The organism is Aeromonas sp. 600276, assembly GCF_049175815.1.
GTDB classification, from domain to species: domain Bacteria; phylum Pseudomonadota; class Gammaproteobacteria; order Enterobacterales; family Aeromonadaceae; genus Aeromonas; species Aeromonas dhakensis.
This window is the reverse complement of sequence record NZ_JAAKVU010000015.1, coordinates 118,606-130,669: the sequence shown is the minus strand read 5'-3', so window position 1 is coordinate 130,669 and position 12,064 is coordinate 118,606. Positions and strand designations below refer to the sequence as shown.

Below are 12,064 nucleotides of genomic sequence, written 5' to 3'. Positions count from 1 at the left end.
CGGAATTGGTAGACGCGCTAGCTTCAGGTGTTAGTGTCCCACGGATGTGAGGGTTCGAGTCCCTCTCTTCGCACCATTCATCATGCAAAAGGCCCATCACGAAAGTGATGGGCCTTTTGTTTTTACCCCTTGTTATGACTATGCTTTTGACGACTCACCGCCCATCGTCATGCCAAGGAATGCATATGATACTGGATACCGACATTCACAACTTCTACGAGCATCTGGTGCTCAAGGAGATTGAGAAACAGGGGCTCAGCCAGACGCTGAACACCAACCAGATGGCCGATCTCTGCTGCCTGACCCTAAACCAGCTCCCCTCCCACTATATTCGCCACGACGTCGACATGATCTACTTCCTGACCGATGCCAAGCGCAACGAGATGGAGAAGAACGTCATCACCTCCCTCAAACAGGCGCTGGAAAAGGTGCAGAGCGCACCGGCCACCTCGTCATAACCAGGGCTGCTGCCAGACAAGGGCCGCCACTCCGGTCATGCCGGCCACCGGCAGCAGGATCAGCGCTGGTCTCAGCCTGGGTTCGAACATGACCCAGGCGGCCAGCAAGAAGCCCAGACTCCATACCCCGTACTCCCTCTCCTGACCCCAGATCAGGATGGCCAGCAGCCCGATCAGCAGCATGGCCCTCACTATCCATCTCATGACACACTCCCCTCCAACAACTGATAACAATTATCATTTGTATTTTAGGAGTATGCAATCGGACTTTCCTATCGGAGTCGAATGTCCCATCGGGGCAGACAGAGCACTCAAAAACGGGTTATGAGATCAACTAAATTGTAAGTTTTTCAATCAAAATTGCATTTTTGCCAAATCAGTTGGGATTTGTCCCCCCTGGTTTGTGGTAGATTGCGGCCTCTTTTTGGGTGGGCCCCTCGGGATACGTGTATCCACAGGACGAGAGGGACCGACCGTGGCGAGCAAGAGTTTAGGAAGTATCTATGCAAAACCAACACAACCACATCCGATTGCCGGGCATGTCGCAGGTGTTTGCCTGTCTGGCCATTTTCCTGGCCCTGGCCTTCTCCTTCACCAGCGTGCTCGACCTGCCAATCCAGTTGGCACTGTTCATCGCCTGGTTCGTCATCATGGGGCTCGGCATCAAGCTCGGCCATGATTACAAATCCCTCGAGCAGGCGGCCGTCGACGGTGTCGCCAAGGGGATGGGGGCCATCCTGATCCTGGTCTCCGTCGGCGCCCTGGTCGGTACCTGGATTGCCGGCGGCATAGTCCCCAGCATCATCTACTTCGGCCTCAAGGTGATTCACCCGTCCATCTTCCTGCTGGCGACCCTGATCATCTGCTCCCTCACCTCGCTGGCCACCGGCACCTCCTGGGGCTCGGCCGCCACCGCCGGCATCGCCATGATGGGCATAGGCCACAGCCTGGGGGTGCCAGCGCCGCTGGTAGCCGGTGCCGTGCTCTCCGGTGTCTACTTCGGTGACAAGCTCTCTCCGCTCTCCGACTCCGTGGTGCTGGCCTCGACCATGTCCAACGTCGACGTGATGGAGCACATCAAGGGGATGCTGCCCATCAGCCTGTTCTCCTACGTCATCACCGCGGCCCTGTTCACCGTGGTCGGCATGCAGTACTCCGGCAACGTCAGCCTGGAGCAGGTCAACCTGGTGATGGAAGCCCTCGACAAGCAGTTCAACATCACCCCGCTGGCCATAGTGCCCGTGGTGCTGGTGCTGGGCCTGTTGGCCAACCGCAAGCCCGCCTTCCCGGTGATCAGCTTCGGCGCCCTGCTGGGCCTTGTCTGGGCCATCCTGTTCCAAGACATGGATCCGGTGAAGGCGATGCACTCCGCCTACAGCCCGTTCGCTATCACCTCCGGTGTCGACTTCATCGACAACATCCTGGGCCGTGGCGGCATGGAGTCCATGCTGGGCTCGGTGGCCGTCATCATCTTCGGTCTGGGCTTTGGCGGCCTGCTGGAGAAGGTCGGCATCCTGGAAGTGATTGCCAGCGCCTTCGAGAAGCGCATCAAGGGTGCCGGCAGCCTGACTACCCACACCATAGGCACCGCCTTCCTGGCCAACGTGTTCGGCTCGGCCATGTATGTGTCGCTGATCCTGACCCCCAAGATCATGGCCAAGAACTACGACCGGCTGGGGCTGGCACGCAAGAACCTCTCCCGCAACGCCGAGTTCGGCGGCACCCTCACCTGCGGCATGGTGCCCTGGAGCGACAACGGCATCTTCATGGCCGGGGTACTGGGAGTGGCCACTCTCGACTACCTGCCCTACATGTGGCTCAGCTTCACCTGCATCATTGTGACCATCACCCTCGCCTATCTGGGCAAGGCGGTGAACCGGATCCCGGTGATCGAGGCGGCCAGCTCCCGCTAACCGCCGGAAAAACCATGACAAAGGCGCCAACACGGCGCCTTTTGTCTGGGCGCGATTCGAGGTTAAGCTGGCACTCACCTTGATCGCACGCGGCAGGACGCCCAGATGAACTTCACCTTTCGCCAGATCCGCTATTTCGTGGCGGTGGCCGACAGCTTCTCGGTCAGCCGCGCCGCTGCCGAGCTGCACATCTCCCAGTCGGCAGTCACCAGCGCCATCCGCGAGCTGGAGAGCGAGCTCGGCGCCCCCCTGTTCGATCGCAACCCGCGCGGGGTCAGCCTAACTACCCAGGGCCACCAGTTTCTGCTGCACGCCCGTCGCATCCTCGGCGCCATGACCGAGGCAAGCCACTCCCTCAAGGCGGTGGCCCAGCAGGATCAGGGGCGGCTCACCATAGGCGTGACCACGCTGGTGGCCGGCTACTACCTGTCGGAAGCCCTCGGCCGCTTTCGCCGCGCCTTCCCGGCGGTACAGATCGAGGTGAAGGAGGACGAGCAGCCCTATCTCGAGCACCAGATCGTCAACGGCGAGGTGGACGTGGGGATCCTGATGACCAACCGCACCATCCGCCAGGAGGCGTTCGATACCGAGCTGCTGACCCGCTCGCCGCTGCGGGTCTGGCTCGCCGCCAATCACCCGCTCTGCGCCGAGTCGACCCTCTCTCTCAAGGCGCTCGGCGAAGAACCCATGATCTCGCTGACCGCCGACCAGCTGGATCAGATCATTGGCGGCGGCCTGCGCCGTTACGGCATAGCGCCGCGCATCGTGCTGCGGACCGCCTCGGTGGAAGCGGTGCGCAGCCTGGTGGCCAGCCAGCTCGGGCTCGCCCTGCTGCCGGATTTTGCCTATCGCCCCTGGTCGCTGGAGCAGGAGCGGGTCGAGGCCCGCGCCATCAAGGAGCCCATTCCCGCCATCGACATCGGCCTGGTGTGGCGGCGCGGTTCACGGCTGGAGTGGACCGCCCGCGAGTTCATCGACATAGTGCGGGATCAGAGCCGGCTGCGGGCCCGCCAGCAGGCTTCCCGCTAACCGAAGGGATGGCGTCAACCATCAGGCGGGGTTGTCGCTAAAAATCAGATTCATCTGCACTCGATATCGATTTAGCAGATACCTCTGGCGTTAAAAATTGAAATTCTCATTGCTCAGCGCTTCTCCTACGCTCATGACTGGTTAACAGGATGTTAATTGTCAGCGTAGCATCACCACAGTGCCCGCCCCAGCAAGGAGAGCAAGATGAAACTAACCCCCCTCACCCTGGCCCTGATCCCCGCCCTGCTGGCAGGCCAGACCCAGGCAGCCCCCACCACCCTCGGCAAGGGGGAAGGCCAGCTCAACATCGTGGCCTGGGCCGGCTACGTGGAACGCGGCGAGACCGACAAGAATTACGACTGGGTGACCGGCTTCGAGAAAGAGACCGGCTGCAAGGTCAACGTCAAGACCGCCGCCACCTCGGACGAGATGGTGGCGCTGATGAACGAGGGGGGCTTCGATCTGGTGACCGCCTCCGGCGACGCCAGCCTGCGCCTCATCGCCGGTGGCAAGGTGCAGGCGCTCAACCTGGCGCTCATCCCGAGCTACGGCAAGATAGATCCCCGTCTGCAGAATGCTCCCTGGCACACGGTGGACGGCAAGCACTACGGCGTGCCCTACCAGTGGGGCGGCAACATCTTGATGTACAACACCAAGGTGTTCCCCAAGGCGCCTGACTCCTGGAGCGTGGTGTTCGAGGAGCAGACCCTGCCGGACGGCAAGTCCAACAAGGGACGGGTGCAGGCGTTCGACGGCCCCATCCACATCGCCGATGCGGCCCTCTATCTGATGAGCCACCAGCCGGCGCTCGGCATCAAGGATCCGTATGAACTGAACGAGGATCAGTACAAGGCCGCCCTCGACCTGTTGCGCCAGCAACGCCAGCTGGTGGGGCGTTACTGGCACGATGCCTTCGTCCAGATCGATGACTTCAAGAACGAGGGGGTCGTGGCCTCCGGCTCCTGGCCGTTCCAGGCCAATACCCTGATCGCCGACAAGCAGCCCATCGCCACCACCGTGCCCAAGGAAGGGGTCACCGGCTGGGCCGACACCAGCATGGTGCACAGCGACGCCAAGAACCTCACTTGTGCCTATAAGTGGCTGGAGCACTCCCTCAACAACAAGCTGCAGGGGGATCTCGCCTCCTGGTTTGGTTCCGTGCCCGTGGTGCCGGCCGCCTGCGAGGGCAACGCCCTGCTCGGGAAGGAGGGGTGCAAGACCAACGGCATCGATAACTTCGATCGGGTTCGCTTCTGGCGAACTCCCGTCTCTCAGTGCAAGAGCCAGGGGACCTGTGTGCCGTATTACCGCTGGGTCTCGGACTATATCGCCATCCTGGGTGGTCGCTGAGGTGCCTCAGTAAATGCCGATATGGGGCCGGACAGGAGTCCGGCCCGCTTCTCACACAGACAAGGACGTCCCATGAATGCCGTACAATTTGACCGGGTCAGCCGCCACTATGGCGAGGTGAAGGCGGTCGACGACATCTCCTTCCAGATCCCCGCCGGCGAGTTCTTCACCCTGCTGGGGCCGAGCGGTTCCGGCAAGACCACTTGCCTGCGGATGATCGCGGGCTTCGAATACCCGAGCGAGGGGGAGATCCGGCTGTTCGGCGACCCCTGCTCCACCGTGCCCCCCTACGATCGTAACCTCAATACCGTGTTTCAGGACTACGCCCTGTTTCCCAACATGGATGTGAGCGACAACATCGGCTACGGCCTGATGCTCAAGGGCGTCGCCAAGGCGGAGCGCTACCGCAAGGTGGACGAGATGCTGGAGCTGGTTCGCCTGCCCGGCGTCGGCAACCGCAAGCCCGGCCAGCTCTCCGGCGGCCAGCGCCAGCGCATCGCCATCGCCCGGGCGCTGATCAACCAGCCGCGCATCCTGCTGCTGGACGAGCCGCTGGGGGCGCTCGACCTCAAGCTGCGCGAGCAGATGCAGCTTGAGCTCAAAGCCTTGCAGCGCCAGCTCGGCATCACCTTCATCTTCGTCACCCACGATCAGCAGGAGGCGCTCTCCATGAGCGACCGCATCTGCATCTTCAATCAGGGCAAGATCGAGCAGATCGCCGCGCCGGACACCATCTACGACGCCCCCGCCACCCCCTTCGTCGCCCGCTTCGTGGGCACCGTCAACCTGTTCGAGGGGGAGCAGGCCCGCCGCCTGTGTGGCGATGAGCGCCAGATGATGGTGCGCCCGGAGCGGATCCGGCTCGCCGAGGCCGGCACGCCCGGCTGGTCCGGGGAGGTGCGCGAGGTGGAGTACCTCGGCCCCTTCGTGCGCTACCGGGTCGATCTCGGTGAACAGCTCGAACTTATCGTCAACCACCCCAACGAGGGCCAGGCCCGCCTGCCCCGTGGCACCCGGGTCAGCCTCAGCTGGCCGGAGCAGGCGATCCACCGTCTGCACACCGCCCACCAGGGAGCTCAACCATGAGCGCCCCCCACAGTGCGAGCCTTGCCATGAGCCAAGCTACCGACTCCGTTCGCGTCAGGCCGCTGCGGCGCCTCTCCACCCTGCTCTACGGCCGCTCCGGTCTGCTGCTGGCCATTCTGCTGGGGCCGCCCCTGCTCTGGCTCGGCATCATCTACGTCGGCTCCCTGCTGATGCTGCTCTCCAACGCCTTCTTCGGGCTGGACGAGTTCAGCGGCCAGATCCGTCACGAGCTGGGACTGCAGAACTTCGTCGCCCTGCTGCGGGCGGAGAATCTGGACGTGATCCTGCGTACCGTCGGCATGTCGCTGCTGGTAACCCTGGTCTGCGCCCTGCTCGGCTTCCCGGTGGCCTACTACATGGCGCGCTACACCAGCGGCAAGACCCGGGCCCTGTTCTACGTCGGCATCATGCTGCCGCTCTGGTCCAGCTATCTGGTGCGGGTCTACGCCTGGAAGCTGATCCTGGCCAAGGAGGGGGTCGTCAGCTGGCTAGCCGACACTCTGGGGCTGGACTGGCTGCTGGACGCCATTCTCTCGCTGCCGGTGATCGGCGGGCCGTCGCTGTCGTTCTCGCGCATCGGTACCTTCATCGTGTTCGTCTACGTCTGGCTGCCCTTCATGATCCTGCCCATCCAGGCGGCGGTGGAGCGGATCCCGCGCTCCCTGCTGGAGGCGAGCGGCGATCTCGGCGCCACCCCGGCCCAGACCTTTCGCACCCTGATCCTGCCGCTGGCCCTGCCCGGCGTGGTGGCGGGCTCCATCTTCACCTTCTCCCTGACGCTGGGTGACTACATCATCCCCGGCATCATAGGCAACTCCACCATGTACATAGGTCAGGTGGTCTACATGCAGCAGGGCACGGCGGGCAACCTGCCCTTCGCCGCCGCCTTCTCGCTGGTGCCGATCCTCATCATCGCCATCTATCTGGCGATAGCAAAACGCTTGGGGGCCTTCGATGCGCTCTAATACCTCCATAAAACGGGACCACGGCAGCCAACCCTCCGGCTTGCTCAAGTACGCGGCCATCGGCGGGCTGCTGTTTCTGCACTTCCCGATCCTGTTCATCTTCCTCTATGCCTTCACCAGCGAGAGCAAGAGCTATCAGTTCCCGCCGCCCGGGCTCACCTTCAAGTGGTTCGAGGTGACTCTCAACCGCCCCGACGTGTGGCGCGCCATCCAGCTGTCGCTGGAGGTAGCTGGGCTGGCGACGCTGACCGCCATGGTACTCGGTACCCTGGCGGCGGGGGCCATCGCCCGCAGCCGCTTCTTCGGCCAGGAGGTGGTGTCGCTCTTGCTGGTGCTGCCCATCGCCCTGCCCGGTATCGTCACCGGCATCGCGCTGCGCTCCGCCTACGGGGTGATGGAGATCCCCTTCAGCTTCTGGACCATCGTCATCGGTCACGCCACCTTCTGTGTGGTGGTGGTCTACAACAATGCCCTGGCGCGCTTTCGCCGCACCAACCAGTCACTCATCGAAGCGTCGATGGATCTCGGGGCCGACGGCTTCCAGACCCTGCGCTACGTGATCCTGCCCAACCTCGCCACGGCGCTGCTGGCGGGGGGCATGCTGGCGTTTGCCCTCAGCTTTGACGAGGTGATCGTCACCACCTTCACCGCCGGCCAGCAGACCACGCTGCCGATCTGGATGTATCAGGAGCTGATCCGGCCACGGGACAGGCCGGTCACCAACGTGGTGGCGCTCATCATAGTGGTCTTCACCACCATTCCTATTCTGCTTGCCTACTACCTCACCCGCGACGGCCAGGACGTCGCCGGCAGTGGCAAATAACGACTCAACGCGTGCGCAAGGATGCAACCATGAAACTCTCTACCCAACTCTTGATCGACGGTCAGTTCGTCACCGGTGACGGCCAGGCCGAGCCCATCCTCAACCCGGCAACCGGGGAACTTCTCGCCTCGGTGCCAGAAGCCTCGTTCGAGCAGGTGAACCGGGCGGTGAACGGCGCCCAGCGCGCCTTCGCCCAGTGGAGCCGCACCACCCCGGCGAGCCGCAGTGCCCTGCTGCTGCGCCTGGCCGACGCCATCGAACGCCACGCCGAGGAGTTTGCGGCGCTCGAATCTCTCAACTGCGGCAAGCCCTATCTGGCGGTGCTCAATGACGAGCTGCCGGCGGTGGTGGACTGCTTCCGCTTCTTCGCCGGCGCGGCCCGCTGCCTGCAGGGGCCGCTGGCGGGGGAGTACATCGAGGGGCACACCAGCATGATCCGCCGCGACCCCATCGGGGTGGTGGGCAGTATCGCCCCCTGGAACTATCCGTTGATGATGGCGGCCTGGAAGATGGCTCCGGTGCTCGCCGCCGGCAATACGGTGGTGCTCAAACCCTCCGAGCAGACCCCGCTCACCGCCCTGCGCCTGGCGGAGCTCGCCAGCGAGCTCTTCCCGCGCGGCGTCATCAACATCGTCTGCGGCCGAGGCGAGAGCGTGGGGGCGCCGCTGGTGGAACACCCGCTGGTGCGCATGGTGTCGCTCACCGGTGACATCGCCACCGGCCAGAAGATCCTGCAGAGCGCCGCCCGCACCATGAAGCGCACCCACCTGGAGCTGGGGGGCAAGGCGCCGGTCATCATCTTCGACGATGCGGATCTGGAAGCAGTAGTGGCGGGCATTCGCACCTTCGGCTTCTACAACGCCGGCCAGGATTGCACCGCCGCCTGCCGCATCTATGCCCAGGGCAAAATCTATGACAAATTCGTCGCCGCCATGACCGAGGCGGTCGCCTCCATCAAGGTGGGCGGTCCGCGCGAGGAGGGGGTGGAGATGGGGCCGCTCATTTCGGACCGGCAGCGCAACCGGGTGGCCAGCTTCGTGGAGCGGGCCCAGAGCAGCGGCCACGTGGAGGTGACGGCGGGGGGCAAGATCCGCCCCGGCAACGGCTTCTTCTTCGAGCCGACCCTGATCGCCCATGCCCGCCAGGAGGATGAAATCGTGCGCCGGGAGGTGTTCGGCCCGGTGGTGTCGGTGACCCGCTTCAGCGACGCCGAGCAGGTGGTGCAGTGGGCCAACGACTCAGACTACGGCCTCGCCAGCTCGGTCTGGACCAAGGATCTGAGCCTTGCCAGCAAGGTGGCCAGCCACCTGCAGTACGGTTGCACCTGGATCAACACCCACTTCATGCTCACTTCCGAGATGCCCCACGGCGGCATGAAGATGTCCGGCTACGGCAAGGATCTCTCCCTCTACGCGCTGGAGGACTACACGGTGCCGCGCCACATCATGCTCAAGCTGTGAGGCTCGGCCAACCGAACACGAAAAGCAGAAGGCCCCGCATGGCGGGGCCTTCTCTCTGAGCACTCTGCATCTTCACGCCACGCTGGCGGATCATGGCCGGGGAAGGTACCGGTCGAGCCGGTGCGGTCTGCGGCCATCACGCCAGGGTGTCGTCGGCTTAGCGCTGCTTGCCGCTGCCGATACCGAACGGGATGCGGTAATCGCTGCTCTGATCACCCAGGCTCACGGTCAGGTTGCCCTGGGTGCGGCTCGGGATCTGCACTTGCTGGGTGCCCATCAGGTTGGCATGGACGGAGGCAACCACGTCGCCAGACTCGTCACGCACTTCCAGCATGGGGTTGGCCTTGCCTTCGACGGCGGCGGTCGCGTGCCAGTTCACAAACAGCACACCCGGGGCGGCGTTGAAGTCAGCCGGAACGGAAGCCTGGGCGAAACCTGCGGTCATCAGGCCTGCAACGGCCAGCATCTTGATTACGTTTTTCATGTTCATTCACTCTCTTGGTTTTTATGTCATTGCCTGGGCCGACGGGCCCGAATCAATGCATCCTTGCAAGAGGTTATTCAAATAGTGTGTTGTTCTTTCACCGACATCCGGCACCCTGTTTGAGAGTGCCACAGCCTTGAACGACCAGTTATTTGGCCGCTTGGCGTTCCTGCCTAAGCGTTGAGTGAATATTAAACATCCAGGCCCGCCATTGTTAGCGAGATAAACTGGCCTAGATGTTCAAAAAATCTGAAGTGGCTGTACATCCCGGGTTCAGCGAACGGCAGACCCCCACCGGCAGGGTAATGAGCGTAATCCGGCTGCCATACGGGCCCGGCAGATCACGCCGGCTCGGTGCGCCGGCGCCCGCCTTGCCAGGTGGTGCCCATGGAGGCGACGATGATCGCCGCTATCCCTAGCCACTGGGCCGGGGGCAACTGTTCCCCCAGCAACAGCAACCCCATCAGGGCCCCCATGGCGGGTTCACCGCTGGTCAGAATGCCGTAGCTCTTGAGCGGCAGCCGGCGCAGGGCAAACATCTCGAGGGAGTAAGGGATCGCGCTGGAGAGCAACCCTACCCCCACGATGATCAGCACCACGGGCAGGGTGAAGGTGGCCTCGCTCGCACCACCGAGGCCGAAGGGCAGTACCAGCAAGGCCCCCACCCACATGCCCAGCGCCGGCGCCTGCGCCCCCAGCAGGGCACCGGCACGCTTGCCGGTCAGCATATAGAGCCCCCAGAACACCCCGGCCCCGAGCGCCAATGCCGCCCCCAGCGGATCGAGGGTCTGTTCGGCCGCCCGCAGTGGCAGCAACAACAGCAGGCCGACGATGGCCAGCGCCAGCCAGAGGAAGTCTGCCCGATGGCGCGAGCCGAGCAGCGCCACCGTCAAGGGGCCGATGAACTCGATGGCCAGCGCCACGCCGAGGGGGATCCGCTCGATCGCCAGATAGAAGAGCAGATTCATTGCTCCCAGCGACAGCCCATAGGGGATGGCCCTCAGCAGGGTGCGTCGGTCGAAGGGCATTCGCCAGATGCGAAACACCAGTGAGAGGAGCAGGGCGGCGCATCCCAGTCGGAACAAGGTGGTACCGGCAGCCCCGATCAGGGGAAACAGGGACTTGGCCAGCGAGGCGCCGAGGGTAATCGACAGCATGGCGAGGATGACTGCCAGCAGGGAGGAGAAAGCAGTGGTGTTCGGCGGCATCTTGTTCAAACCTGAGCAGACAATGAGAAGTAAAATATATCTGGCGACGACCGTAATTTCGGTCTAAAACTGGCCCTATTCGATAATTTTTATCTCTCTCCCCATGACCGACAAATTCGATCTGCTTATCCTCGCCGAACTGCAGCAGGATGCCCGCCTGCCGATCCCCGAGCTGGCCCACCGGGTCGGCCTCTCGGCGCCGGCCTGTTACCGCCGCGTGCGGGCGCTGCGGGAGGCGGAACTCATCGAACGGGAGGTGGCGCTGGTGGCACCCGCCACCATGGGCTGGCCCATCACCATGCTGGTGCTCGTGACGCTGGAGCGGGATCACGGCCGCATCGTCGATGAGATGATCGCCAGCCTGCAAGGGGAGCCGGAGGTCATGGACCTCTGGTACGTCACGGGGGAACAGGACTTCGTACTACAGGTCGCCGCGCGGGACATGCAGAGCTACGACCTGTTTACCCGGCGGGTGCTGCATGCCAGGGAGCAGGTGCGCAGCTTCAAGACCCTGGTGGTCATGAAACAGCACAAACGCTGCGGAGCCTTGCTGCCTGCCTGAGGTGAGAACGCACTGCCCGGTCGGGCCGGCACGTCCTTGGGAAGAGATCAGATGAAGGATGGCGCCTTGAACACGGCGCCAGATCTCAACCGGGGCGGGATTGCCCGCCCCGGCTGGGTCAGACCGCCGCCAGCTCCTCCGCCGTCATCGGCCGCAACACCTTGCAGGGGTTACCGGCCGCCACCACGCCCGCTGGCACATCCTTGGTCACCACCGAGCCCGCGCCAATGACGCTGTTGTCCCCTATGGTGACGCCGGGGCAGATTACTGTACTCCCGCCAATCCAGACGTTGTGGCCGATCCGTACCGGCTTGCCGGACTCCACCCCCTTGATGCGCGGCGCCACCGCCACCGGATGAGCGGCGGTGTAGATCTGCACCCCGGGCGCCAGCAGCACGTTGTCGCCGATGTGCACCTCGCACACGTCGAGGATGGTGCAGCCCACGTTGGCGTAGAAGTTCTCGCCGACGAAGATGTTGACACCATAGTCGCAAAAGAACGGCGGGTTGATGGCGCACGCTTTGCCACGGCCGCCAAGCAGTTCATGGAGCAGGGCATCCCGCTCCGGTTTCTCCTGCCAGCTGGTGTTGAAGGTGTGATAGAGCCTGCGGCAACGCTCGCGCGCCGCTTTCAGTTCAGGGTCGCCTGCATCATAAGGCGCCCCTGCTACCATCTTCTGCCACTCCACGCCGCGCACCGCCGTCTTCGTCATCACCTCGCTCATCG

General features: G+C 63.6%; 13 protein-coding genes. 9 read left to right on the top strand and 4 right to left on the bottom strand.

Annotation, left to right across the window (positions count from 1 at the left end; all coding sequences use genetic code 11):
• The first annotated feature begins 185 nt into the window (after positions 1-185).
• Entirely contained in the window at positions 186-458 is a 273-nt protein-coding gene (locus G5134_RS15700; protein WP_042049801.1) for a late competence development ComFB family protein, read from the top strand.
• Here the strand turns inward: G5134_RS15700 and G5134_RS15695 are convergent.
• The gene (locus G5134_RS15695) at positions 453-662 is read right to left on the bottom strand and encodes a hypothetical protein (protein WP_017766456.1); all 210 of its coding nucleotides are present in this window, start codon (positions 660-662) and stop codon (positions 453-455) included. The two genes, G5134_RS15700 and G5134_RS15695, sit on opposite strands and share 6 nt — an antisense overlap.
• A 299-nt stretch (positions 663-961) precedes the next feature.
• On the opposite strand from G5134_RS15695, the gene nhaC reads away from it, so the two are divergent.
• The 7 genes from nhaC to G5134_RS15660 all read left to right on the top strand — a co-directional run bounded on the left by nhaC (position 962) and on the right by G5134_RS15660 (position 9,084).
• Positions 962-2,371 (top strand): Na+/H+ antiporter NhaC, encoded by a 1,410-nt coding sequence (gene nhaC, locus G5134_RS15690; RefSeq protein WP_005305478.1) that lies wholly within the window; start codon positions 962-964, stop codon positions 2,369-2,371.
• A 105-nt stretch (positions 2,372-2,476) separates the two neighbouring features.
• Positions 2,477-3,400, top strand: a complete 924-nt coding sequence (locus G5134_RS15685; protein ID WP_065017239.1) for a LysR family transcriptional regulator — start codon at positions 2,477-2,479, stop codon at positions 3,398-3,400.
• A 204-nt stretch (positions 3,401-3,604) separates the two neighbouring features.
• Positions 3,605-4,750, top strand: a complete 1,146-nt coding sequence (locus tag G5134_RS15680; protein ID WP_017779090.1) for an ABC transporter substrate-binding protein — start codon at positions 3,605-3,607, stop codon at positions 4,748-4,750.
• A gap of 72 nt (positions 4,751-4,822) precedes the next feature.
• A complete protein-coding gene (locus G5134_RS15675) occupies positions 4,823-5,836 on the top strand; it encodes an ABC transporter ATP-binding protein (protein ID WP_065017240.1) in 1,014 nt (337 codons plus the stop codon).
• Entirely contained in the window at positions 5,833-6,801 is a 969-nt protein-coding gene (locus tag G5134_RS15670; protein WP_065017241.1) for an ABC transporter permease, read from the top strand. Before G5134_RS15675 ends, G5134_RS15670 begins: the two co-directional genes overlap by 4 nt.
• Positions 6,802-6,808: 7 nt before the next feature.
• The gene (locus G5134_RS15665) at positions 6,809-7,624 is read left to right on the top strand and encodes an ABC transporter permease (RefSeq protein ID WP_082969961.1); all 816 of its coding nucleotides are present in this window, start codon (positions 6,809-6,811) and stop codon (positions 7,622-7,624) included.
• Between the two features lie 29 nt (positions 7,625-7,653).
• A complete protein-coding gene (locus G5134_RS15660; RefSeq protein WP_065017243.1) occupies positions 7,654-9,084 on the top strand; it encodes a gamma-aminobutyraldehyde dehydrogenase in 1,431 nt (476 codons plus the stop codon).
• Positions 9,085-9,241: 157 nt separating this feature from the next.
• On the opposite strand, the gene G5134_RS15655 is transcribed toward G5134_RS15660, so the two are convergent.
• Both G5134_RS15655 and G5134_RS15650 read right to left on the bottom strand, forming a co-directional pair.
• A complete protein-coding gene (locus G5134_RS15655; protein ID WP_016352131.1) occupies positions 9,242-9,574 on the bottom strand; it encodes a hypothetical protein in 333 nt (110 codons plus the stop codon).
• Between the two features lie 335 nt (positions 9,575-9,909).
• On the bottom strand, positions 9,910-10,776 hold the full coding sequence (locus G5134_RS15650) for an EamA family transporter (RefSeq protein ID WP_421232076.1): 867 nt from the start codon (positions 10,774-10,776) through the stop codon (positions 9,910-9,912).
• A gap of 103 nt (positions 10,777-10,879) precedes the next feature.
• Between G5134_RS15650 and G5134_RS15645 the strand changes: the two genes are divergently transcribed.
• Complete coding sequence (locus tag G5134_RS15645; RefSeq protein WP_016352133.1) at positions 10,880-11,338, top strand: Lrp/AsnC family transcriptional regulator; 459 nt, start codon at positions 10,880-10,882, stop codon at positions 11,336-11,338.
• A gap of 118 nt (positions 11,339-11,456) precedes the next feature.
• Here G5134_RS15645 and G5134_RS15640 read toward each other — a convergent pair whose 3' ends face one another.
• Positions 11,457-12,062 (bottom strand): sugar O-acetyltransferase, encoded by a 606-nt coding sequence (locus G5134_RS15640; RefSeq protein ID WP_065017245.1) that lies wholly within the window; start codon positions 12,060-12,062, stop codon positions 11,457-11,459.
• Positions 12,063-12,064 lie beyond the last annotated feature (2 nt).

Bases quoted from the DNA above. Each gene is read 5' to 3' on its own strand.
- G5134_RS15700 (WP_042049801.1), top strand. From the start codon at position 186: ATGATACTGGATACCGACATTCACAACTTCTACGAGCATCTGGTGCTC.
- G5134_RS15695 (WP_017766456.1), bottom strand. From the start codon at position 662: ATGAGATGGATAGTGAGGGCCATGCTGCTGATCGGGCTGCTGGCCATC.
- nhaC (WP_005305478.1), top strand. From the start codon at position 962: ATGCAAAACCAACACAACCACATCCGATTGCCGGGCATGTCGCAGGTG.
- G5134_RS15685 (WP_065017239.1), top strand. From the start codon at position 2,477: ATGAACTTCACCTTTCGCCAGATCCGCTATTTCGTGGCGGTGGCCGAC.
- G5134_RS15680 (WP_017779090.1), top strand. From the start codon at position 3,605: ATGAAACTAACCCCCCTCACCCTGGCCCTGATCCCCGCCCTGCTGGCA.
- G5134_RS15675 (WP_065017240.1), top strand. From the start codon at position 4,823: ATGAATGCCGTACAATTTGACCGGGTCAGCCGCCACTATGGCGAGGTG.
- G5134_RS15670 (WP_065017241.1), top strand. From the start codon at position 5,833: ATGAGCGCCCCCCACAGTGCGAGCCTTGCCATGAGCCAAGCTACCGAC.
- G5134_RS15660 (WP_065017243.1), top strand. From the start codon at position 7,654: ATGAAACTCTCTACCCAACTCTTGATCGACGGTCAGTTCGTCACCGGT.
- G5134_RS15655 (WP_016352131.1), bottom strand. From the start codon at position 9,574: ATGAACATGAAAAACGTAATCAAGATGCTGGCCGTTGCAGGCCTGATG.
- G5134_RS15650 (WP_421232076.1), bottom strand. From the start codon at position 10,776: ATGCCGCCGAACACCACTGCTTTCTCCTCCCTGCTGGCAGTCATCCTC.
- G5134_RS15645 (WP_016352133.1), top strand. From the start codon at position 10,880: ATGACCGACAAATTCGATCTGCTTATCCTCGCCGAACTGCAGCAGGAT.
- G5134_RS15640 (WP_065017245.1), bottom strand. From the start codon at position 12,062: ATGAGCGAGGTGATGACGAAGACGGCGGTGCGCGGCGTGGAGTGGCAG.